Origin of the sequence: Clostridium lacusfryxellense (genome assembly GCF_018861735.1) — a bacterium.
Taxonomy (GTDB): Bacteria; Bacillota; Clostridia; order Clostridiales; family Clostridiaceae; genus Clostridium_AD; species Clostridium_AD lacusfryxellense.
This window is the reverse complement of the sequence record NZ_JAHLEB010000039.1, coordinates 1-24,374: the sequence shown is the minus strand read 5'-3', so window position 1 is coordinate 24,374 and position 24,374 is coordinate 1. Positions and strand designations below refer to the sequence as shown.

The following is a 24,374-nucleotide window of genomic DNA, read 5'->3' as shown; positions in this document are numbered from 1 at the left end:
ATGCATCACCATCCTTTCTATTTATAAATAATACTATTTTAATTTATCTTCCTCCCATAGTGAGTGTCATAACTGCCTTCGCTGTATGAAGTCTATTTTCCGCTTCATCATATACTATAGAATGAGGCCCATCTATAACAGAGTTTTCTACTTCATTACCTCTATCTGCTGGAAGCGCATGCATATACAAAACATCCTTCTTAGCTAAACTCATAATATTCTCAGTGCATTTCCATCCCTTATAAGACTCCAGTAAGTCATCAACAATTGCTGTATCTTTGTTATTTACCCAGCTTCCCCAATTCTTTGGAATAACTACATCCGCTCCTCTATAGGCTTCTTCCATATTGTGAGTTATCTTAAAACTACCACCATGTTTAATTGCATTTTCCTTAGCCTTCCTTATAGCCCAATCAGGCAAATCATAGCCCTCTGGATAAGCCAGCGTAACATCCATACCATATCTAGGAAACAATAAACTTTGGGTTAGAGGCACAGATATTGGTTTTTTATGGCTAGTTGCATAAGCCCAAATAATAGATACTTTAGTTTTTCTTAAATCACCAATTTTTTCTTTCATTGTCATTAAATCTGCAATACCTTGCATTGGATGATATAAATCACACTGAAGATTTATTATTGGAGTGGTAGACCACTTTGCAAGTTCATTCAAATATTTATTGCCCTGCTCCCAAAAACAATTTCTGCAAGCAATTGCATGTCCATATCTAGAAAGAATTATTGCAGTGTCTTTTGCAGATTCTCCATGGGATATTTGCATAGTGCTTGAATCTAAATAGTTCCCATGCCCTCCAAGCTGTGATATACCAGCTTCCATAGAATTTCTCGTCCTTGTTGATTGCTCAAAAAACATAAGAAATATAGTTTGATAAGGTAAATATGGTGTTATTGTTCCCATTGCGAATTTCTTCTTGAGATCAAATGATACTTCAAGAAGTGTATCTATTTCTTCATTAGTCCATTCCTGAAGTGTAATGAAATCTTTTCCTCTAAACAAACTTTGCATAAGACCCGTCCTTTCATATTTTATCTACATATAAGGTAGGAATAACAGCATACATAGCTGCTGCCTTTACTAACTCACTCTTCCAAGTTCGCTCATTTGGGGAATGAGCCTCTTCTTCATGCCCTGGACCAAATCCAATACACGGTATTTCGTATCTACCCATAATTGAAACTCCATTTGTAGAAAACGTCCACTTATCAATTAGAGGTTCCTCGTTAAATAAAGCTTTATAAGAATCAACTAATGTTTCGCAGACTGGATGATCAACATCTAATACCCAAGTTGGAAAATAAGCAGCCGTCGGATATGCAACCCCCTTATATGAAGGTTTTTCATAATCATACATAGAAACTTCAGCACTCATATTTTTAACTGATGGAAGATTTCTTATTTGTTCTAAAGCATCAAAATAAGTTTCTCCATTAGTTAATCTCCTATCAATTGAAATAGTGCAACTATCGGGTACAGCACATCTTGAAGGAGAAGTAAAAAATACTTCTGATACAGTTAATGTTCCTTTTCCTAGAAAATCATCTTTATGCAAAACCTCATTAAGATTTTGTAATTCATTTATTATAGGCGACATTTTATAAATAGCATTTTCTCCACGTTCTGGTGCAGATCCATGACAACTTAGGCCATGTGTAACTACTTTTATCTCCATTCTCCCCCTATGTCCCCTATATATATTGCATGAAGTTGGCTCAGTAATCACAACAAATTCAGGCTCTATTTTATCCTCATTTATCATATACTGCCAACAAAGCCCATCACAATCTTCTTCTTGCACTGTACCTGTTATAAGTAGCGTGTAATCGCCTACCAAATCCAAATCTTTTATGATTTTTGCGCCATATACCATGGAAGCCATACCACCCTCTTGATCACTTCCACCACGTCCTATGATTACATCCATATCCTCATAACCTTTATATGGATCATACTGCCATAAATCTATATCTCCAATCCCTACTGTGTCTATATGAGCATCCATAGCAATAACATGTTTGCCATGCCCTATAGTCCCTATTATATTACCCATTTTATCTATGTTTATCTTGTCAAATCCAACCTTTAGCATTTCATCTCTTATTCTTTCTATTACCTTTGACTCATTTTGACTTTCACTAGGAATAGCAATCATATCGCGTAGAAATCTTGATATCTCCCCTTTATATTCTTCTGCTTTCTGTAAGACCTTTTGAAAATCTACATTCATAGAAAACCCTCCTTCTATTCATCTATTTTTTGAAATTTGCCTTAATTAAAGCTTGGTAGTTCATACAATCCATCCCAAAGTATATTTCGATAATTTTCTTTATCCGTATCTCCTTCAGTACTAAAGAGTAGTACTATAGAGTTTTTATCTAATTTAAGTTTTTCCCTTATATCAGATGCATATTTTTTCTGCATTATAATAGACAATAAACCTATACCAACAGCTCCAGATTCTCCCGAAACAATTTTTGTGTCCTCTCCTATCGGACCCCCAAGAATTCTCATACCTCTTGCAGTTACATAATCAGGACAAGTACAATAACAACTAGCAAAATCTCTTATTATTTCCCACCCCATAGGAATAGGCTCTCCACAAGAGAGTCCTGCCATTATAGATCTAAGTGACCCAGATACCTTATGTGGGCTACCATCATTAATCAATGCGGATTTAAACATACAAGCAGCATTGGTCGGTTCCATAATTGTTATAATAGGAAGGTTTTCCTTAAATAAGTTTGCATATGCACCCAGCACCCCCCCAGCCATTGCTCCTACACCTGCCTGCAAAAACACATGAGTAGGAGTTGGTGCTTCTAAATCCTTAAGCTGCAAGAACGCCTCATATCCCATAGCAGAATAACCCTGCATAATCCACTTAGGTATTTGAGTGTAACCCTCCCAAGATGTATCTTGAACCATTTGCCAACCATTATCCTTGGCCATTTGAATTGCATATCTAACTGTATTATCATAATTTAGGTCTGTTACTATAGCCATCGAGCCTAATTCTCTAATAGCTTGGACCCTTATTAACGATGACCCCAACGGTAAATATACCACTGCTTTAAACCCAAGCTCTTTAGCAGTCCAGGCCAGACCTCTACCGTGATTACCATCTGAACAAGTAACAAATGTAATTTCTCCAATTTTAGCGCGATTTTCAATAGATTTAAGATCTTCAAAACTAGTATCTTCAATATGTATGCCCAACTTTTGACATAGAAATTTGCCAATTGCATAAGATGCTCCTAGCATTTTAAATGAATTTAACTTCAACCTTTTAGATTCATCCTTAATATAAATACTCTTAACACCAAGATGCCTTGCCAAGTACTTTAAATCCACAAGAGGAGTAATATTGTAGTCTTTAATTGTTTCATGATAAGCTTTTACTTTTTCAAGTTCCACTTGATTTAAAAATTCTGGGTAATTTGCCTTTTTACCAATACATGTACCCTTTGAAAAAATGGATTGTATTTTGTCATTATGTGCTAAATCCATAAATATCGCCGCCCCAAGATTTTATTTATTGATATACAAAAGCACTTATAACGAAAAACAATATATATCACTACAAATGTATGAAATATATACTTAAAAAAGTACTAAACAATGTATATTAAAATCTTGCCTTCAAACATATATTATAGAGTCGAACTTAAAGTTTTATACTTAATTTCATGATGAAAACAAGGAGGATAAATTTATGATAAAAAAATTAGTTTGGGGACCTACTTTTGAAGAAATGCTAAATCCTGAAAAAATCCCTAGTGAAATAAGGAAAAAGGCATTAAAAGCAAGAATTGAAACTCCACTAGATCCAATAAATTTGTTTAATATAAATTGGACAAACCATAACGGTGAGATGTGTTATATTGTTATACCTAAAGAACTAACCGGAGTTCGCGCAAATATAATAGTTATGTATAGTAAAAACTTCCCAACAGGTAGTCACAAGGTTGGTGCAACTTATAGCGTAACTATGGAAAAACAATTAGCGGGAGAAATAATTCCTGGCCTTCACACTATAGTTTTCCCCTCCACTGGAAACTATGGTATAGGTGGCTCGTTTACAGGTCCTCGTATGGGTTATGATACAAAAATAGTTCTTCCAGAACTTATGAGCAAAGAGCGTTTTGAAAAGATAGATTATTATGGCGCCTCATATATAAAAACATCAGGCTGTGAAAGCAGTGTTAAAGAAATATATGATAAATGTTGGGAACTTAAAAAAGAAAGCGCAAATAACAAAATTCTAAATCAATTCGAGAGTTTTGGTAATTACTTGTTCCACTATCACGTAACAGGCAATTCAATAAACAAAGTAGTAGGGGAGCTTAAAGGAAAAGGAATTGGCAACGGTAGAATTTCAGCACTAGTATCGTCAATGGGTTCTTCTGGCACTATAGCATCAGGAGATAGGCTTAAACAGCTATATCCTGAAACAAAAATAATTGGTCTAGAACCTGTACAATGTCCAACACTATTCAATAACGGTTTCGGAGATCATGACATACAAGGAATTGGAGACAAACATGTTACTTGGATACATAATGTTATGAATATGGATGCCATGATGTGTGTTGACGATATGGAAAGTAAAAAAGGTTTGCAACTATTAACAAGTGATGTAGGTATAGATTATCTTATAGACGAAGTAGGCATACCGCAAGAAAGCGTGTCTATGCTCTCACAAATTTTAGGTATCTCTGGAGTTTGTAATTTAATTGGGGCTATAAAAACTGCAAAGTATTATGAAATGACTGAAAAAGAAAATATTTTCACTATCTGCACTGATACAATCGATAGATATCATTCAGTTATGGGTAATCTAGATTCCCAATTTGGAACTATGGATAAAACTGAAGCTGCTGTTAGATACAATTGTATTTTTAAAAATATTAAGTTAGATTACATTCAAGAAGGCACTTATGTAACTAGGAAGAGATGGCATAACTTAAAATACTATACTTGGGTTGAGCAGCAGGGTAAAACAGTAGCGGAACTCAATGCTCAAAAATCACAAGATTATTGGATAGAAAAGCAAAGTCAAATTCAGAGTATTGATTTGAGATTAAAAAATGCAAGAGGGTTCTAATCAATTTTAATTGATTAGCAGCGACTCCAGTCGATGAATAGCAACTTTAGTTGATAACAGCAACTTTAGTTGATAACTAGTGAGGTGGTGTAAAAATGAATAAGTTTATGAAACTTGCAATAGATGAGGCAATATCTGGAATGACACTCAATGATGGTGGTCCTTTTGGCGCCGTTATTGTAAAAAATGGTGAAATAATAAGTTTTGCTCATAATGAAGTTGTTAAAACCAATGACCCTACTGCCCATGCTGAGGTTACAGCCCTTAGAAAAGCTTCAAGCAAACTTGGCAGATTTGATTTATCTGATTGTGAAATATACTCCTCTTGTGAACCTTGCCCTATGTGTTTTGCTGCAATTCACTGGGCAAAGATAAAAAAGCTTTATTATGGTTCAACTAGAGAAGATGCCGCAAATATAAACTTCGACGATAAATATATTTATGATGTAATCAAAGGAACCGCAAGCGAGTTGCAGGTTGATGTGATACAAATTCATAGGTTGGAGAGCCTTGAACCATTCCGCCTTTGGAAAATTAAAATTGATAAAACAGAATATTAAATAAGAAACTTAATATGTATAAGAAATAACAAGCACTTCCATCCGTTATGCTGGTTGGAAGTGCTTGTTATTTTTTATGGTGGAGATTACTTATATTATTTTAATACCTCCATATTAACGCAGCTATCTGGCTTTTCGCCACTTAGCACTTTAATAATATTACCAGCTGCAATTAATCCCATATTCGTTCTTGTTTCCATTGTAGCTGATGCAATATGCGGTACAATTACAACGTTGTACATATTTAGAAGTTCTGGCTCTATGTGGGGCTCATTTTCAAATACATCAAGTCCAGCTCCCCATATCTCTCCTTGCTTTAAGGCTTTAACTAATGCTTTTTCATCAATTATAGGACCACTACAAGTATTTACAATCACTGAAGTGTTTTTCATTATTGAAAATTCTTTATCACTTATATAATGAGTAGTAGAGGTTGAAAGCGGTATGTGTAGTGAAACAAAATCCGCTTGCTCAAGCAATGTTTCTTTATCAACATAAATTGCTCCTATTTCTTTTTCCATTTTATAATTTCTAATTAAGTCAGTGTATAACACCCTCATATCAAAAGCTTTAGCTTTTTTTGCAAAGTTAAATCCAATTCTCCCTGCACCTACGAGCCCCAGTGTTGTTCCAGTAATTTTCTTACCAAGAAACATCATAGGATCACAAGACTCAAATGCACCATTTCTTGTAAATTTATCCGCTGCCACGATTCTTCTAGCTACTACCATTAGTAGAGTCCATGCAAGGTCTGCAGTAGCATCATCTAGTACCTCTGGAGTGTTTGTAATTATTATACCCATTTGCGTAGCAAAAGGAATATCAATATTGTTGCAGTCTACGCCGTAATTAGCAAATATCCTACAGCTAGCGCCAGCTGTTTCAATCACATCTTTATCAATGTTATCGGTTAAGAGGCATAAAACTGCATCCTTGCCTTTTACCTTTTCTAGCAATTCTTCTCTTAATAAAACTCTATCACGTGGATTTATTTCTACATCAAAATACTTTTCTAAAAGTTTAATAGCGTCATTTGGAATTCTTCTTGTTACGTATACCTTTTTCTTATCCATATACATCACCTCCTATAATTCTAAGTACATATATTACTAATTTACTTCTTTTAGACTCTTTTTCCCATTATAAATAAAAGCAAAAATTGCTGCTCCTATAATAAGGAATGATCCCATAATACTTAATAAATCTGGGACCTCTGACCAAATCACAAATCCTATAATTCCAGAAAATATTATACTAGTATAATCGTAAATTGAAACCTCTGATGCGGGTGCATATCTATATGCATTTGTTAAAGCAAATTGTGCAATTCCAGCAAAAATCCCTATGCCTATTAAGTACAATAACTGAATCATAGTAGGCTTTTGATAATTAAGCATCATTAGTGGAAACATTACTACTACCGAAACAAACGAAAAATAGAATACAATAGTCGAAGGCTTTTCTCTATCCCTTAAGAATCTAATTATGGTATAGGTTGCACCTGCACACATAGCCGATAGAAATCCTGCTAGTGATGGAACTACTGAAAAATCAAATTGAGGCTTAATAATTAGTAGCGCCCCAATAAACACAATAATTAATACTGGAATCTGTATTTTAGTAAGTTTCTCCTTTAGAAAAAAAATAGCGAATAGAGTCACAAAAAAAGGAGATATTTTATTAAGCATACTTGCATCTGATAGTACTAAATAATTTATAGCATAGAAACTTAAAATCACTCCTAATAACCCAAGTATTGATCTAGAAAATAAATATAACTGATTTTCTTTTTTACCAAAAAAACTAACATTTTTATTTTTTATCATGATAAATGCCATGCCTAAACTTATTAAATTTCTATAAAACACTTTTTCAAATAAGGGAATATCACCAGCTAATTTTACCATGGCTCCCATAATAGCAAATGATAAAGCGGATATTAAAATAAGTATAATTGCTTTTGGTTTGTTATCCATTCTTCACGACCTCTCAAATACAAGTTCATTTTTAATTTTTCCTACTTGACGAATAAGATTCATTTTTTTTAAACAATAGGTAATTTTTCTTGCTTTATATATAGTAACTTTTAATGCCTTAGCTAATAGTTTATTCGTAAAATTTTTATCTAATTCATCTGGTAAAAATATTAGGAAATCTTTTTCTTGTTTAAATGTAACCTTCTGGGTCACCTCTAAAAGTTTTCTATCCTTTATACTTATTCCTTTCCTTCTCCAACTTCCTTTTCCATCTTTGCATCTTATCTCTTCCTCTTTTGTCATTAAAATCTCTAGCATAAAATTATCTTCTGCCATTAAATCTGGAATTCTAATAAGTTCATCGAATAAATCCATTAGTTTCCCCTTTTTAGGTGATTTCCTTCTACTAATTACAACATCTGACTCATCTGTTGTCACTATATACTTCTCAATAGCTATAGGATGTACTAGCATAACTTTATTATACTTAACAAGGTTTCTTAACTTATTACCAATTGCACTAAAATTTTTGGTTTGTATTTCAATTAATGAATCTTCTCTTACTAAATCAATTACATATTTATCAACTTTCACTTCAAACCTGTCTCCTGGGATAACATACCATTGCTTGATTGATGAGTGCAATGACTTCTCATTTTTGATGTTTATACCATTCTGCTCATAAATTAAGACCTTATCTTCTGCTTCTTTCATTTTCTCTCCTAACGCTTTTAAATAAGTTTAAATGTAATTTAGTTATAAAAATACTTACTTATATTTATAGAATAATTATAACAGAAATGCTATGCAATTAAAATCTCTAGTTGTAAATTTTAGGTAATTGAATAATTATTTTGTATCAAAGCATAATATAGAATAATATAATACTAGAAGGTGATGAATTATGAAAATTGCAATATTATCTGATACTCATGCGAAAAAACATAACGATAAACTTTTCCGATTAATAGATACTTTATTTGTTGACGCCGACATGATAGTCCATGCCGGTGATTATATTTCAAGTGATGTAGTATCAAAATTAAGAGAGCATAAAAATTTTGTTGGTGTATGGGGAAATAATGATAAAGGATATATCAGAGATTTATTAAAAGAAAAAGTTATTTTATCTGTGGAAGGTTACAAAATTGGATTGTATCATGGCCATGGCAATAGCAAAAATACTCTACAAACAGCATATGATAAATTTATAGATGATAAGGTAGATGTAATAATCTTTGGACACAGTCATCAGCCACTTGTTTTAACTAAAAACAAAATCCTCATGATAAATCCAGGTTCCCCCTCATATAAAAGACGCGAACCGTGGTATTCATATATTATTTTAGAAATAGTAGATAAAAAAATAAATGTTTCTTTACAATTATTTAAATAATCTTATAAAAAAAAGCCTACCAATATTGGTAGGCTTTTTTGTATTAATCTTCTTCTACTTCTGTAACTTCATATCCTACTTCTTCTATAGCTTCTGTAATATCATTATCTGTTGTTTCATCATCAAACTCCGCTACAGCACATTTTTCCTCTAGATCAACTTTTACTTTAGTAGCACCAAGGTCTAGTAATGCTTCCTTTACATGACTTACACAATGTGAGCAACTCATTCCATCAATATATATCTTTTTCTTCATTTAAAATTCCCCTTTCAATTGTTAATTTATAGTATTATATATTTATATTTTAAATTATATAATCATTAATTTAATTTTATATTAATCCCTTAAATTATTTTTGTCTACAATTTTTTAAAAATATTTAATTTATTTAAGATATTATATCCAAAACAACAAATTAAATTCTTTATTAATTGTACTACAGTTCTATTTTTTTCCTTTTTTGTAACAACAAGCAAATTGTAGCACATTTGTAAGTACTCTACAAGTCTTATAAAAATTTTTTTATTTTAGTTCAAATTTAACTTAATTTGTTAGTAGATTTTTGGCTTATATTCTATTATAATAAATTTAGCAAACTAATTTAAATGTTTATTTACCTTTACAACATAAATATTTAAATCTTTTACAAATGCATGTCATGTAAACGTTGTCTTAAAACTCCATGGTATATATTAAATCGTTAATACGTAATCATTAATAATAAAGGAGGCATATATCAGTGTGTTCTAATTGTTTAAATGAGGAAAACTTTAAAATTTTAGAAAAGTATGTTAATGACCTTCCAAATAAAAAAGGTGCTCTTATTGAAGTTCTTCACAAAGCACAAGGTTTATTTGGTTACTTACCTCAAGAAGTACAAGCTTTTGTTGCAGAAAATTTAAATATTCCCGTTTCTAAAGTATATGGTGTTGTTACTTTTTATTCTTATTTCACTATAAAACCAAGAGGTGAATATGTAATAAATGTTTGTATGGGAACTGCTTGTTTTGTCCGGGGTTCTGGTGATATCCTTGAAGAGTTTCAAAAACAATTAAAAATGAAGAATGGCGAAACTACTGCTGATGGTAAATTCACTTTAGGCTCATTAAGATGTGTAGGCGCCTGTGGTCTTGCCCCAGTAGTAACTATAAATGATAAAGTTTATGGCCATGTTACTGTAGACCAAGTAGATAAAATACTTGCTGAATATAATACACTCCAGTATACAGAGTAGGGGGGGGAAATATATTGAATAAAATTAATTCTTTTGATGAACTTAAAAGTATTCAAAATAAATCGAATACACTACTAGAACTTAGGAAAATTAGCGAAGAAAAAGAACTAGCTTCTGAAGGTACTAGATGTACAAGATATTTATCAGTTTGTGGCGGTACAGGATGTATGTCGGCTCAAAGTGATGAAATATTATTAAACCTTCAAAAAGAAATTGTAGCTGCTGGACTATCTGATGAAGTGACTGCTGCTATAACTGGTTGTTTCGGTTTCTGTGAAAAGGGTCCAATAGTTAAGGTTTCTCCTGATAACGTATTTTATGTTAATGTTAAACCAACTGATGCCGCCGAAATAGTTAAAGAACATTTATTAAAAGGAACAGTTGTTGATAGACTTTTATTTGAAGAACCAAGTGTAAATGTAAAAATAAAAAAACAGGAAGATATGCCCTTCTATAAGAAGCAAGTAAGAATTGCGCTTAGAAACTGCGGACTTATTAACCCTGAAAACATAAAAGAATATATAGCTGAAAATGGTTATTTAGCATTAGGCAACGTAATATCTGGAATGTCTCAAGATGATATTATAAAGATAATAACTGATTCAGGTTTAAGAGGAAGAGGTGGCGGTGGCTTCCCAACAGGTAAGAAATGGTCTTTTGCTAAAATGTACGACGCTGATCAGAAATATATAATTTGTAACGCTGATGAAGGTGACCCTGGTGCTTTTATGGATCGTTCTATCCTTGAAGGTGACCCACATAGTATTCTAGAGGCTATGGCTATAGCAGGTTATAGCATCGGTGCTTCAATTGGTTGTATTTATATACGAGCAGAGTACCCTCTTGCAGTTAGTAGATTAAGAATAGCAATAGGTCAAGCTCGCGAATGTGGCCTTCTTGGGGAAAATATTCTAGGAACTAATTTTAGCTTTGATATAGAAATTAAATATGGCGCTGGTGCCTTCGTATGTGGAGAAGAAACTGCGTTAATTCAGTCTGTTGAAGGTTCACGTGGAGAACCAACTAATAAACCACCATTCCCTGCTCAAAGTGGATTATGGGATAAACCTACTTGCGTTAACAATGTTGAAACACTTGCAAATATTCCAGCTATCGTGATCAAAGGAGCAAAATGGTATAGTTCTATAGGAACGACAACATCTAAAGGAACAAAAGTTTTCGCGCTTGCAGGTAAGATCAATAACGTTGGACTTGTAGAAGTCCCTATGGGTACTACTTTGAGGGAGATCATATATGATATCGGTGGCGGAATTAAAAATGGTCGTAAATTTAAATCTGTTCAAACAGGTGGTCCATCTGGCGGATGTATTACAGCAGAATTTTTAGATACACCTATCGATTATGAATCGCTTGGTGCTATAGGATCCATGATGGGTTCTGGTGGTATGATTGTTATGGATGAGGATAATTGTATGGTTGATATAGCTAAATTCTACTTAGAATTCATCGTAGAAGAATCTTGTGGTAAATGTTCTCCTTGTAGAATAGGCAATAAGCGTCTTCTTGAAATGCTTGAAAAGATTTCTAATGGAAAAGGAACAAAAGAAGACTTAGATAAACTTAACTTATTGGCGGAAACAATTAAAGATACTGCTCTTTGTGGTCTCGGACAAACTTCTTCAAATCCAGTATTAAGCACTATGAAATACTTTAAGAATGAATATGAAGCTCATGTCTATGACAAAACTTGCCCTGCTGGGGTATGTAAGCACTTATTAAGATACAGTATCACGGATAATTGTATCGGTTGTACGAAATGTGCAAAACTCTGTCCTGTTAAATGCATAAGTGGTAAAGTTAAAAACTTGCATGTTATTGACCAAGATAAATGTATTAAGTGTGGTGCTTGCCAAACTGGCTGTCCTGTTAATGCCATTATCAAAAAATAATAAACAATTGTTTTTCATATTAATTAAAAATATAAATAAGAGGTGAACGCTGTGAGTTTAATTACTCTTACAATAAATGACAAGGAAATTAAAGTAGAAAATGGTGTTACTATTCTGCAAGCTGCTAGAATGTTAAATATAACTATTCCTACGTTATGTCATTTAAATATGCATGATGGAAAAACCACTAACCATCCAGGATCTTGTCGCGTGTGCATGGTTGAAGTTACCGGAAGGAGAAACTTAGCTCCTGCTTGCTCCACTCCTGCTACAAATGGAATGATTATTAAAACAAATTCTATTAGAGCTATTAAAGCGCGAAGAACTGTGCTAGAATTAATTCTTTCTGATCATCCACAAGACTGCTTACTATGTGAAAAGAACACTGCTTGTGAATTGCAGAAATTAGCTGCTGAACTAGGTATTCGTGAGATTCACTACAAAGGCGAAATGTCCACTTACCCAATTGACCGTTCGAGTAGTTCTATTGTTAGAAATTTAGATAAATGTATATTATGTAGACGTTGTGAAACTATGTGCAATGAAATTCAAACTGTTGGTGTTTTATCTGGTGTTGGCCGTGGTTTCGAAACTGTTGTATCCCCCGCTTTTGATCTACCACTTATAGAAACAACTTGTACATTCTGTGGACAATGTGTTGCTGTATGCCCAACAGGTGCATTAACAGAGGTTAATAACACTTCTAAAGTTTGGAATGCACTAGGACAATCAGCAAAAATAGTTGTTGTTCAAACAGCACCAGCAGTTAGGGCTGCTTTGGGTGAGGAATTTGGTCTTCCGCTTGGAACATCAGTTACTGGAAAAATGGTTGCTGCGTTAAGAGCTTTAGGATTTACTAAAGTATTTGATACCAATTTTGCGGCAGACTTAACAATAATGGAAGAAGCTAGCGAATTCGCTCATAGGTTACAACATGGTGGAAGACTTCCAATGCTTACAAGCTGTTGCCCCGCTTGGGTTAATTTCTTCGAGCATCAATTTAATGATTTATTAGATATTCCATCTACTTGTAAATCACCACAACAAATGTGGGGTGCTGTTGCTAAAACTTACCTTGCACAAAAAATGAATATCACTGCAAAAGACATGATAGTTGTCTCTGTAATGCCTTGTCTTGCAAAGAAATATGAGGCTGCTAGGGCTGAAATGTCTACAAATGAAGTTCCCGATGTCGATATAGTTATAAGTACAAGGGAACTTGCTAAAATGATAAAAGAAGCTGGCATTGATTTCAATTCATTACCCGATGAAGACTTTGATAATCCATTAGGTGAATCTACTGGTGCTGGAGTCATATTTGGAACATCAGGTGGAGTTATGGAAGCTGCCTTACGTACAGCTTATGAGTGGTTAACAAATGAGACTCTTGAAAATGTGAATTTTGAAGCAGTACGCGGTATGGAAGGCATAAAAGAAGCAAGCGTAAAAATAAACGACATTGATGTTAAAGTTGCTATAGCTAGCGGGCTTGGCAATGCTCGTAAATTATTAGAAGCTATACGAGAAGGCGAATCTACCTATCACTTAATTGAAATCATGGCTTGCCCAGGTGGATGTATTAATGGCGGTGGACAACCATATTCAAATGATTATGAGGATATATTAGCAAAGAGAATGTCTGTTTTGTATAATGAAGATAAAAACAAGGCTATAAGAAAGTCTCATGATAATCCATCTATCAAAAAAATATATGAGGAATTCCTGGGAGAGCCTTATGGAGTTAAAGCTCATGAGCTTCTTCATACACAGTACGTAAAACGTAAATAAATCCCATTAAAGTATAAGAAAGCAGCAGTTATATCTGCTGCTTTCTTATATATAATTAACAATAACACATTTACCTAATTTTTTCATGTATTCTACTAGTTGATCCACAATCTTAAGCTTTGCACTTAAATCTATTGGGAAATCGGGATTTTGATGTGCTGGATTTATAGCCCTCCCTACCCATAAGTTAAAATGAGTACAATCTTCTATTAGCATTTTAACAAGTCTACTAGCTCCATCTTTACCTTCTAGATCAATTGAATTATCCTCATGCGCAAAACTATCTTCATAATTTCTTAACTTTTCCACAGCCTTACTTAAAGTTAGAACGCCTTCAGTTATTAGATCTATTCCATCCATAGTTGCTGTAGGTGGTACATCTTTATCAAAAAAATCTAAATTAACATTTAGAGTGCGTCCTAATTCTCTGCTTGCAATGTTAGAAGTGGTGCCCCCACATATTATCTTTTTTCCGGTTCCAATCATGAATTCTTTAATAACATTACTATCATTACGTTCATCGTTAGGTGGTCCCGTAAATAGATCAATAATCTCCGACCTTCGAGCCTTTACACAGACAACAGTAGTATCATCCCCTGGTCTTCCTCCATATAAATCCCAACAAACCTGAATTAGGTCTCTAGTAATGTTTTTTGAACTTCGCCTGAGTTTTGTATTGCGATTTAAATAATTTTCTACATTGTTCCAGCTCCACCCTAAATTCAATATATTCCCAATACCTGCATGGATACATCCATCACTCACTACCGTAAGAACATCGCCCTCATGTAGTTTAAATTCACTTTCAAGTACCTTTTTCCCATTAATAATACTTTCTTTTTTCTCAATCTTTCTATCATTTCTTATTAAAAAGAAAGGTGGATTATCATATTCTGCAATATATGCCCTTCCATCATTATATATTTTCATGAGTGTAAAAGTACAATAAGCAATATTCCTAACCTTACAAACTGGCAACGTATTCACAATAGTATCTACAGTTTCATAAATGTCTGCACCTTCTTTAAGCATAGTGCTGGCAATTTTAGCTGTTAACGAAGCTAGTATATTTGCTTTGACTCCACTGCCTAGTCCATCTGCCATGACAATTATAGTGCTATCTGCAAGTCTTATTATTTCTACTCTATCGCCACAGAGTTCCTCATCTTTTTTTATTAAACTATTATAAGCTACATCAATAAATAAATCCATTTTACTCACCATCTTCTCCTGCCACTATTTTTTTTAACTTAGTCAAAATAATCTTCGTTTCTGCAGTGGTTTCACCAAGTAAACTTGCTATTTCTTGTGCAACTCTCATTTGCTTTTCAATAACCTCTTGAGCGGCATTTAAAGTATTTTCTTTAACTTTCATTAATTCCTTTTTATTCTTTTCTTCAGCCATAATGTTAATCATGCTAACAAGTACCATGTCTACCCTGGGAAGATATACTATATTAGCTACAAACACTACCCCATACTTTGGATAATAATATTTTTTGCCTATTATATTAACTCTAGTTTCTCTTACATTTTTAAAATCTTCATCATCAATAAGTAGAGATATAGGTTTGCCTATAATATTTTGAGATTGTATTTGGAATATAGACTTAGCAGCTGGATTTATCTCTCGCACGTTCATTTCTCCATCTAACAAAATCAGATTACTAACAGTATTTTCAACTATTTCATTTGCAAGACTCTCTGCCTTACTCCTCATATAATGAAGACACATATTGGTTTCAGCCATACCTTCGAATACAGCTTGAGCCTTTTCTCTACAAGAGTTGTAACCACACACACCACAATTAAGTTCATCCACAAGTTCATATTTCCCCATCTTCTCCATGATAGATATAATTTCTTTTTCTGACGCTATATTCTTTTTAATTATCTTTTTCATAAAAACTCTTTGGAAATTCATATTTTCAGGAATCTTTGTAAATGTTGATTGATTATAGTTTTTACGGCTTTTTATATAGTTTTTAACTTTTTTTAATTTTGCAAAGTAATTTTCACCATTTTTAACCATAACCGGTCCGCCGACACAACTTCCTTTACATGCACTAGCCTCAATAATAACTTCTTTTAAATCACCATCCTTAACACTATTAAAAACCTCCATACAATCTTCCATGCCACTTACTGTAATAACTGTAAGCTTACTTTCTTGTAATTGCTCTCCCATTGCATCGATAATACCCCCACCCATAGGAAATCCTTGGCCTTTACTATATGGATTAATATTGAAATTTTCTTCTTCTATTTCATTTACTTCTATGCCAGAATCGTTAATCCAGCAATTTAATTCATCGAAAGTTAATACTGCATCGATTACATTATGATTTATATAAGTATCAAATTCAGATTTTTTCGCTAGGCATGGTCCTATAAATACAACAAAACTATTATTCCCAAATTTTTTCTTTAGCAATTTTCCATGGGCTATCATTGGAGATACCACCGGAATCAAGTAAGGAATTAGTTCATTAAAATATTTTTCTATCAAATAATTGGCAGATGGACATGCTGTAGTTATATAAACTTCTTGCTTATTATCCTTTATATAATCATTATATAATTCAGCTACTACTTCCGCCCCAACTGCAGTTTCCTCTATTATACTAAATCCTAACCTATTTAGTGCTGACACTACTTTACCCGGCTGTTCATCAAAGAACCCAGCAAAGGATGGTGCAAGGCTGGCTATAACTTTTAGCCCAGAATTCATAGCTTTTTTTATTTTGCCCAAATCGCTTTTAATTTCTCTAGCATTTTGAGGACATACGGTAAGACAATGTCCACATTCTATACATCTTTCTTCATCTATTGCAGCTTGTTGATTCTCAAATTTTATTGCCTTTACAGGACAAGAACGAAGACATTTATAACAGTTTTTACAATTTGCTTTTGAAAAATTTATATTACTCATTTGACACACCTCTCATGATAGTTTCATAGAAAAATGCTCCTACATTATTTTCATTTAATGAGAATAAATCTTTATCATCCACAATTACAGAAACTCCCTCTGTACATCTACCAATACAAAATGCCCCTTTGAGTTCTACAATAACTGGTATTGATGCCTTATTTTTAGCAATCAACTTTTGTAATTCCTCTATTACTTTAGAAGATCCCTTTAAATGACAGGCACTACCAACGCAAACACTAATTGTTATCATATTATCATCCCTTCAATTAAAATTTGTATCAATTAATATTTGTTTCAATTAAATTTCAATTCAATTCAATAAATCTTCATTTATATTCTTTTTATATTTTGCTACACAATCTTTATTTATATTTAAATTTTACACCAACTACTATAAAATTAATATAGGATCTTTAATTTTCATAGACAATTAAATTGTCACAAAACTAAAAAATATCCCCACCCAAGTCTTTTCATTAGTTTTGGTTGTGAATACTTTATCAATAATTTTTCAGCAATAAATTACTGCTTCAATCTATTTTTTTTGGGTACACTAACAAGGACAAAACTAAAGGTGAGTGATAATATGAATTATAAAAATCAAAGTATTTTACTTATTTTTATTTCGGCTATTGTTTCTATATTATTAATTTGTTTGTTGTTAATTAGTAATTACATTATAAATGATCTTAAAATTAATGATGTATTTATACCAATAACTACATCATTAAAGGATGTTGGTGAAATTCCGACTTCTAAATTTGCTTATTTAACTTTTGATGATGGTCCAACGCATGTTGTTACACCAGCCATACTAGATATATTAAAAAAAGAAAATGTAAAAGCTACTTTTTTTGTTGTAGGAAAAGAAATAGAGGGCAGAGAGAATATCTTAAAGAGAATATACACTGAAGGTCACAGCATAGGTCTTCACACCTATAGTCACAACTTCAAGAAAATATATAGAAGTTGTGATGAATTTATTGGTGAAATGAAAAAAACATCCGATAAAGTTAAGGAAGTCACTGGCTTTTCCCCCAAAATTATTCGTTTTCCAGGTGGAAGTTCTAAACGCCTAAATGATTTTACTTTAATTGATATTCATAAAAATAATTACAAGGTGTATGATTGGAATGTTAATATATGTGATGGTATAAATCCTAATTTAAGCGTCTCTGAGCTTATTAAAAACTCACACACCATAAAAGGAAATAAAAATGAGGCAATAATACTAATGCATTGTAATTCTAATAATAAAACCACGGTAAAAGCACTTAGTGGCATCATAAAATATTATCATGATTTAGGTTATACATTTAAGGCTATTACCACATCTACACCCGAATATTATTATAGATTCAAAAATTAGAGACCTCACTATAAAGTAAGGTCTCTCTTATAATTGCATATTAAATTATTTTATTATAATTACATTCCACTTTTAATTATATTTTATTGTTTTTTAAACCTTAATTTACTTATCATTAAATAAGATAATACAACCATTAAAAACATTGTAGGTCCTAAATTGGAAGCTTTATTAAACATAAACAAAGCATATACCGCTAAAAAAGTACCAGTAATTGTTATAGGAATTCCTGAAAAAACTCCATCAAAATCTGAAATATTATATTTTGCAAGTCTATATGCTCCTGCTACTGGGAAAACTAAAACCATCATATACCCAAAATAACCAAGTCCCGCAAAGTTATAAATAGTAAATATCAATATTGAAGGTGCAACACCAAAAGATACTAAATCACATAAAGAATCTAATTCTTTACCTAAATCACCATCTACGTTTAGAAATCTAGCTATTTTCCCATCGTATCTATCAAATATTCCTGCTAAAAGAATAAACATTGCTGCTAATTTATAATTTCCATCAAAACTCATAAGTATAGACAAAATTCCACAAGACATATTGCTTAATGTAAAAATGTTTGGTACAGCATTTTTTATTTTAACCATCTATATCACTCCTATCCCTATAATTATACCATAACACAACTAGTTATTCTTTAGTATTACGGAACATTAATATTAAATCCACCTTAAATTTTTTTCATTATTAGTTTATGCCACGCTCTAAATATTATTCTTTCCTAATTAATATTAAAATATATTATAAATAATTACAGATTTTTTTGTAATTAAAAAAAAACCAGCATATTTTGCTGGTTTTTTTTTTATGATCTTTCTACTATAATCGCAGTTCCTTGTCCGCCACCTATACATAATGTAGCAAGTCCTGTTTTAGAATCTCTTTTTATCATTTCATATATTAATGAAATAAGTATTCTTCCACCTGAAGCTCCTACTGGATGACCTAATGCTAAAGCTCCACCATTAACATTTACTATTTCTGGATTTAAGCCTAAATCTTTAGCTACAGCTAATGATTGAGAAGCAAATGCTTCATTAGCTTCTACTAAGTCTAAATCTGCTACAGTAAGTCCTGCTTTTTCTAATGCTTTTTTACTTGCTGGAACTGGACCATATCCCATTATCTTTGGATCTACTCCTGCTGATGCATAAGATTTAATTGTAACTAGTGGTTTAAGACCTAGTTGATCTGCTTTAGCTCTTGACATTACTACGAACATAACTGCACCATCATTTATTCCTGATGCATTCGCTGCTGTTACAGTACCATCTTTTTTAAATGCAGGTCTTAACTTTCTTAATTTTTCTATAGTTGAACCAAATTTCGGAAATTCATCTTGATCAAATGTTATTGGGTCACCTTTTCTTTGAGGAATTACAACTGGAACGATCTCATCTTTAAATTTGCCACCTTTTATAGCTGCTTCAGCTTTATGTTGACTTTTTAAAGCAAATTGATCTTGATCTTCTCTTGTTATATTCCACTGCTCTGCAATATTTTCTGCTGTTACTCCCATATGATAATCATTAAATGCATCCCATAAAGAATCTTTAATCATAGTATCAACAACTTTGCCGTCTCCCATTCTTGCTCCCCATCTATTGTTTGGAAGTGCATATGGAGCGTTACTCATGCTTTCAGTTCCACCTGCTAAAACAACTTCTGCATCTCCACACATTATAATCTGTGCTGCCAAACTTACAGCTCTAAGTCCTGAACCACAAACCTTATTTATTGTAAGTGCTGAAGATGTAATATCTAATCCAGCATTTATAGCTATTTGCCTAGAAACATTTTGTCCAAGTCCTGCTTGTATTACGTTACCTATAATAGCTTCTTCTACTAATTCTGGTTTAACACCTGATCTTCTTATAGCTTCCTTAGCTGCAACAGTTCCCATTTCCACAGCTGATAATTTTGATAATCCTCCACCAAAAGATCCTATTGCTGTTCTTGCTGCTCCTACTATTACTACTTCTCTCATATTATAACCCTCCATTAATTTATTTCTCTAATATATATAACCATATAATAGGAATTCATCATTTGATTCAATTTTTTCCTATATATACAATACTAGCAATTTATATGCCAACTTCAAAATAGCCCCTAAAGTGCACTATACCAACCGCTCCCAATATTACAAAATAATTTATATCAATAAGTGTAAACTTAGTTTACACTTATCTTTCTATCTAGTTATACATTTAAGGCTTGTTAATATTATAACCTATTTGTTAAATAAATCACTAAAAGTGTTTTCAACGCTTTGATATGAATACCCGTTTAGTTTTTCTTACAATTTGTGTTTAAAATACATGTCCCATTTTTTATATAAAAGCAGTATGTGTATACTTAGTTTACATGTATACTATTATAGATTAGGTGATTTTATTAGATTATAGCGATTTAATTTCTTATATAACCCAGCTCTACTAAGCCCTAATATTTTAGCTGTTTCTTTTTTATTACCACAAGTCTTTTTAATACATTCCATAATGAGATCTTTTTCAACGGTTTCCACTACATCCTTTAAATAATTATTTTCTAAGGAATATTTCTTTATTTTACCATTAATCATCTTTTCTGGCAAATGCTTTGGCATTATATACACAACATCATCAAGCAAATTTATCGCCCTTTCTACTACATTTTCAAGTTCACGTATATTACCCGGCCAACTATAAGATTTCAAGCAATCAATTGCTTCACTAGATATACCCTCAGAGTAAACATTATATTTTTTACATATCTTTTTTCTAAGCTCATTCGCTAGTTCTTCAATATCTTCTAACCTTTCTCTTAATGAAGGTAATTTCAAATGCATAACGTCTAACCTATAATAAAGGTCCTCTCTAAACTTCCCATCTTTAATTAACTGTTTCAAAGACCTATTAGTTGAAGAAATAATTCTTATATCAACTTTTATAACACTATTTCCACCAACCCGAACAAGTTCTTTTTCTTGAATAACCCTGAGTAGCTTGACTTGCATATTCATCGGCATATCACCAATTTCATCTAAAAGAATAGTGCCTCCATCTGCATATTCAAACTTCCCTTTCTTACCAGTTCTTTTAGCACCTGTAAATGCTCCTTCCTCATACCCAAACATTTCCGACTCAAAAAGCTCTGCTGGAATAGCTCCACAATTAATTTTTACAAATGGTTTTAAACATCTTCCACTAGCATTGTGAATAGAATGAGCAAATAGTTCTTTACCAGTTCCACTCTCACCAGTAATTAATACATTTGAATCTATCTTAGCAACTCTCTTTGCAAGATTCATAACCTTTAGGCTTTTATCGCTCGTTCCAATAATATTCTCAAAAGTATATATAGCCTTCCCTTCCGTGCTTAATTCATTTTTACGATTTTCAGCATCTTTCTCGTAATTCATTAATTTATTACTTAATATTTTAAAATTGCTTAAATCCTTAAACATAACTTTCCCAATGGCTCCAACAACTTTACCATCACTTTCTATAGGAATCCTCATAGAAATAATTTTATGACCATTAACCTCCTGGATTTCTCCAAACTCTTTCTCCCCAGTTCTTGATACTATATGTAATTTTGTGTTTTCAATTATCTCTGTTACATGTTTCCCCTCTGGATGTTCGCAATTAAGTAATTCTTTATATTCATTGCTCATCATAGTTATTACACCATTTCCATCTACTACGACAATGCATTCATTTAATGAATCGAAAACAGTACTTAAAATATTCTGATAAGCTATATCCTTATCTTTTGGGTCTATTACTCGATTATTTTGAGTTATTCTATTAAAGATTTCAAATGCACCTATAACTTCACCATTTTGAGTTATCGCTTTCCGGGTAACAATAAATTCACCCTCTTTTTTATCTAACTGTATTTCTCCATTATTCATAACACTTAATAATTCCCCATAAGGAAATACATTTAGAATATATTTTCCAATTATATTTTCCGAATTAACCCTTAACATTTCTTGTGCTGCATTATTAATTATTTTTATGATACCATTTTTATCTATAACAATAACACCTTCATTTATATTGCAAATAATTTGGTTATTGTAGTAATTAATTGTACCCATTGGTCACCTTCTCTCAAGCGTATAACTCAATTATAAAGTTCATAGTTTTTTTTTTCAAGATATAATTAAAGATAGCGAACTTTTATTTCTCGCTATCTTTATTTTTTACACTTTTATTGACATTTAATATTGTTGTATTGATATTCAAGTATGTTTTTTTATTTATTAATCTATGTATATGTTTCCTTAATTATATAGTAATATACTTAACTAAAAAAGTAAGTAACATTTGTTTCGTTTGGGCAAGATAAATATTAAAGGAGTTGATAATATGAATAGTAGAAATATTGAAAATTTAAATTCTATACTTGAAAGTGAATATATGTCTATAAAAAGTTTTAATGCTTTAATTGAACATGCTGATAATACAACTTCTAAAAACGAGTTACTAAAAATACAACAAATTCATAAGCAACACGCATCTCAAATTTCTATTGAAATAGAAAACCTTGGAGGCACTCCGTCAGATACTATAGGAATAGAAGGTGTAGTATCTGAGACTATATCAAACATAAAACATATTGGAACTACTGATAATAATAGTTTTCTTAAAGAAGCCCTGGAAAGTGAAAGTATGAGTATAGAATCTGTTGTTAGATTACTTTCATGCAATATTTCTGCTACTAGCTCACTACTTTTAAATTCTATATTGTCCGAAAATAAGAATAATATTAATTCTTTAAATATTCTTATTAATGATTCATATACCATTCAGTAATATTATCGATTTAATATTTTTGATTTAATATTTTCTAAATATTTTTATTTTTTTATGAAAAATGCATTTTAGCATAAAGATGGCATTATAATTGCTTGTTATATCTATGAGAACAAAAATAGTTGGATAATTTTTTATATCTACCTAGATAATAGTGAGGAGGAAAGTTAATGAATTTTACATTGACAAAAGAACAAGAATTTGTAAAACAGATGGTTAGTGAATTTGCATTAAATGAAGTTAAACCAATCGCAGCGGAAATAGATGTAACTGAAAGATTTCCTAGTGAAACAGTAGAAAAAATGGCTAGATACCATATGATGGGTATTCCAATAGCAACTAAATACGGTGGAGCTGGTGGAAATAATTTATCATATATTATTGCTGTTGAAGAGTTATCAAAAGCATGTGCAACTACAGGAGTTATACTATCAGCTCACACATCTTTATGTGCTGGTCCAATAGATGCTTTTGGAACTGAAGCTCAAAAAATGAAATACTTAGTTCCACTTGCAAATGGATCTAAATTAGGAGCTTTTGGATTAACTGAACCTAATGCAGGAACAGATGCTTCAGGTCAACAAACTACAGCCACTTTAGATGGTGATAATTATATATTAAATGGTTCGAAAATATTTATCACAAATGGTGGAGTAGCAGATACATTTGTAGTTTTTGCTATGACTGATAAAACTCAAGGAACAAGAGGAATTACTGCTTTTATAGTTGAAAAAGAATTCCCTGGTTTCTCAATAGGCAAACATGAAGATAAATTAGGAATAAGAGCATCATCAACTACAGAACTTGTATTTGAAAACTGCATAGTTCCGAAAGAAAACATGCTTGGTAAAGAAGGAAGAGGTTTTGGTATTGCAATGAAAACTCTTGATGGAGGAAGAATTGGAGTAGCAGCTCAAGCTTTAGGAATTGCTGAAGGCGCACTTGAAGAAGCTACTAAATATATGAAAGAAAGAAAACAATTCGGAAAACCATTATCAGCATTCCAAGGTTTACAATGGATGGTTGCAGAACTTGATGTTAAAATTGAAGCTTCTAAACTTTTAATATATAAAGCAGCATTTAATAAAGATAATGGTTTGCCTTATACAGTAGAAGCTGCTAGAGCCAAATTATTTGCATCAGAAACAGCTATGGAAGTTACAACTAAAGCCGTTCAAATTTTCGGTGGATATGGTTACACTAAAGAATATCCATTAGAAAGAATGATGAGAGATGCTAAAATAACTGAGATATATGAAGGA

At 32.1% G+C, this 24,374-nt stretch carries 22 protein-coding genes; 9 read left to right on the top strand and 13 right to left on the bottom strand.

The features are described from left to right. Window positions 1–43 precede the first annotated feature (43 nt). The 3 genes from KPL55_RS18110 to dpaL are packed head-to-tail and all read right to left on the bottom strand — an operon-like array spanning window position 44 to window position 3,526. On the bottom strand, window positions 44–1,027 hold the full coding sequence (locus KPL55_RS18110; protein WP_216308150.1) for an ornithine carbamoyltransferase: 984 nt from the start codon (window positions 1,025–1,027) through the stop codon (window positions 44–46). 13 nt (window positions 1,028–1,040) lie between these two features. Further along, the gene (locus tag KPL55_RS18105; protein WP_216308149.1) at window positions 1,041–2,246 is read right to left on the bottom strand and encodes a YgeY family selenium metabolism-linked hydrolase; all 1,206 of its coding nucleotides are present in this window, start codon (window positions 2,244–2,246) and stop codon (window positions 1,041–1,043) included. 41 nt (window positions 2,247–2,287) lie between these two features. Next, window positions 2,288–3,526, bottom strand: coding sequence for a diaminopropionate ammonia-lyase (gene dpaL, locus KPL55_RS18100; protein ID WP_216308148.1), 1,239 nt, complete (start codon window positions 3,524–3,526; stop codon window positions 2,288–2,290). 205 nt (window positions 3,527–3,731) lie between these two features. On the opposite strand from dpaL, the gene KPL55_RS18095 reads away from it, so the two are divergent. Both KPL55_RS18095 and KPL55_RS18090 read left to right on the top strand, forming a co-directional pair. Then, complete coding sequence (locus tag KPL55_RS18095; protein WP_246599613.1) at window positions 3,732–5,123, top strand: PLP-dependent cysteine synthase family protein; 1,392 nt, start codon at window positions 3,732–3,734, stop codon at window positions 5,121–5,123. Between the two features lie 95 nt (window positions 5,124–5,218). Further along, complete coding sequence (locus KPL55_RS18090; RefSeq protein ID WP_216308147.1) at window positions 5,219–5,683, top strand: nucleoside deaminase; 465 nt, start codon at window positions 5,219–5,221, stop codon at window positions 5,681–5,683. 95 nt (window positions 5,684–5,778) lie between these two features. On the opposite strand, the gene KPL55_RS18085 is transcribed toward KPL55_RS18090, so the two are convergent. The 3 genes from KPL55_RS18085 to KPL55_RS18075 are packed head-to-tail and all read right to left on the bottom strand — an operon-like array spanning window position 5,779 to window position 8,373. Beyond that, window positions 5,779–6,756: a 2-hydroxyacid dehydrogenase gene (locus KPL55_RS18085; protein ID WP_216308146.1), complete on the bottom strand. Its 978-nt coding sequence runs from the start codon at window positions 6,754–6,756 to the stop codon at window positions 5,779–5,781. A gap of 36 nt (window positions 6,757–6,792) precedes the next feature. After that, window positions 6,793–7,659, bottom strand: coding sequence for a DMT family transporter (locus tag KPL55_RS18080; protein ID WP_216308145.1), 867 nt, complete (start codon window positions 7,657–7,659; stop codon window positions 6,793–6,795). A gap of 3 nt (window positions 7,660–7,662) precedes the next feature. After that, a complete protein-coding gene (locus tag KPL55_RS18075) occupies window positions 7,663–8,373 on the bottom strand; it encodes a DUF8091 domain-containing protein (RefSeq protein ID WP_216308144.1) in 711 nt (236 codons plus the stop codon). A 190-nt stretch (window positions 8,374–8,563) separates the two neighbouring features. Between KPL55_RS18075 and KPL55_RS18070 the strand changes: the two genes are divergently transcribed. Then, on the top strand, window positions 8,564–9,055 hold the full coding sequence (locus tag KPL55_RS18070; protein WP_216308143.1) for a metallophosphoesterase family protein: 492 nt from the start codon (window positions 8,564–8,566) through the stop codon (window positions 9,053–9,055). A gap of 43 nt (window positions 9,056–9,098) precedes the next feature. On the opposite strand, the gene KPL55_RS18065 is transcribed toward KPL55_RS18070, so the two are convergent. Further along, a complete protein-coding gene (locus tag KPL55_RS18065; RefSeq protein ID WP_216308142.1) occupies window positions 9,099–9,311 on the bottom strand; it encodes a heavy-metal-associated domain-containing protein in 213 nt (70 codons plus the stop codon). Between the two features lie 484 nt (window positions 9,312–9,795). On the opposite strand from KPL55_RS18065, the gene nuoE reads away from it, so the two are divergent. Genes nuoE through KPL55_RS18050 form a run of 3 tightly spaced genes read left to right on the top strand, consistent with a single transcriptional unit; the run spans window position 9,796 to window position 13,988 of the window. Continuing rightward, on the top strand, window positions 9,796–10,290 hold the full coding sequence (gene nuoE, locus KPL55_RS18060; protein WP_216308141.1) for an NADH-quinone oxidoreductase subunit NuoE: 495 nt from the start codon (window positions 9,796–9,798) through the stop codon (window positions 10,288–10,290). A 14-nt stretch (window positions 10,291–10,304) separates the two neighbouring features. Then, entirely contained in the window at window positions 10,305–12,200 is a 1,896-nt protein-coding gene (locus tag KPL55_RS18055) for an NADH-quinone oxidoreductase subunit NuoF (RefSeq protein WP_216308140.1), read from the top strand. A gap of 51 nt (window positions 12,201–12,251) precedes the next feature. Continuing rightward, the gene (locus tag KPL55_RS18050) at window positions 12,252–13,988 is read left to right on the top strand and encodes an NADH-dependent [FeFe] hydrogenase, group A6 (protein ID WP_216308139.1); all 1,737 of its coding nucleotides are present in this window, start codon (window positions 12,252–12,254) and stop codon (window positions 13,986–13,988) included. Window positions 13,989–14,033: 45 nt separating this feature from the next. Here KPL55_RS18050 and KPL55_RS18045 read toward each other — a convergent pair whose 3' ends face one another. The 3 genes from KPL55_RS18045 to KPL55_RS18035 are packed head-to-tail and all read right to left on the bottom strand — an operon-like array spanning window position 14,034 to window position 17,173. Beyond that, a complete protein-coding gene (locus KPL55_RS18045) occupies window positions 14,034–15,200 on the bottom strand; it encodes a SpoIIE family protein phosphatase (protein WP_216308138.1) in 1,167 nt (388 codons plus the stop codon). A 1-nt stretch (window position 15,201) separates the two neighbouring features. Continuing rightward, window positions 15,202–16,920 (bottom strand): [Fe-Fe] hydrogenase large subunit C-terminal domain-containing protein, encoded by a 1,719-nt coding sequence (locus KPL55_RS18040; protein ID WP_216308137.1) that lies wholly within the window; start codon window positions 16,918–16,920, stop codon window positions 15,202–15,204. Continuing rightward, window positions 16,913–17,173, bottom strand: a complete 261-nt coding sequence (locus KPL55_RS18035; RefSeq protein WP_216308136.1) for a (2Fe-2S) ferredoxin domain-containing protein — start codon at window positions 17,171–17,173, stop codon at window positions 16,913–16,915. The genes KPL55_RS18040 and KPL55_RS18035 overlap by 8 nt, the downstream gene beginning before the upstream one ends. A gap of 336 nt (window positions 17,174–17,509) precedes the next feature. On the opposite strand from KPL55_RS18035, the gene KPL55_RS18030 reads away from it, so the two are divergent. Then, a complete protein-coding gene (locus KPL55_RS18030; protein ID WP_216308135.1) occupies window positions 17,510–18,292 on the top strand; it encodes a polysaccharide deacetylase family protein in 783 nt (260 codons plus the stop codon). A gap of 83 nt (window positions 18,293–18,375) precedes the next feature. On the opposite strand, the gene pssA is transcribed toward KPL55_RS18030, so the two are convergent. From pssA to KPL55_RS18015, 3 genes are all read right to left on the bottom strand, one after another. Continuing rightward, on the bottom strand, window positions 18,376–18,894 hold the full coding sequence (pssA, locus tag KPL55_RS18025; protein WP_216308134.1) for a CDP-diacylglycerol--serine O-phosphatidyltransferase: 519 nt from the start codon (window positions 18,892–18,894) through the stop codon (window positions 18,376–18,378). 218 nt (window positions 18,895–19,112) lie between these two features. Beyond that, window positions 19,113–20,294: an acetyl-CoA C-acetyltransferase gene (locus KPL55_RS18020; protein ID WP_216308133.1), complete on the bottom strand. Its 1,182-nt coding sequence runs from the start codon at window positions 20,292–20,294 to the stop codon at window positions 19,113–19,115. Between the two features lie 390 nt (window positions 20,295–20,684). Next, window positions 20,685–22,394, bottom strand: a complete 1,710-nt coding sequence (locus KPL55_RS18015; protein ID WP_216308132.1) for a sigma-54 interaction domain-containing protein — start codon at window positions 22,392–22,394, stop codon at window positions 20,685–20,687. 271 nt (window positions 22,395–22,665) lie between these two features. Here KPL55_RS18015 and KPL55_RS18010 point away from each other — a divergent pair, with 271 nt between their 5' ends. Next, window positions 22,666–23,112, top strand: a complete 447-nt coding sequence (locus KPL55_RS18010; protein ID WP_216308131.1) for a DUF2383 domain-containing protein — start codon at window positions 22,666–22,668, stop codon at window positions 23,110–23,112. Window positions 23,113–23,282: 170 nt separating this feature from the next. After that, window positions 23,283–24,374 (top strand): acyl-CoA dehydrogenase (locus KPL55_RS18005; protein WP_216308130.1); only part of this gene is annotated, 1,092 nt, incomplete at its 3' end.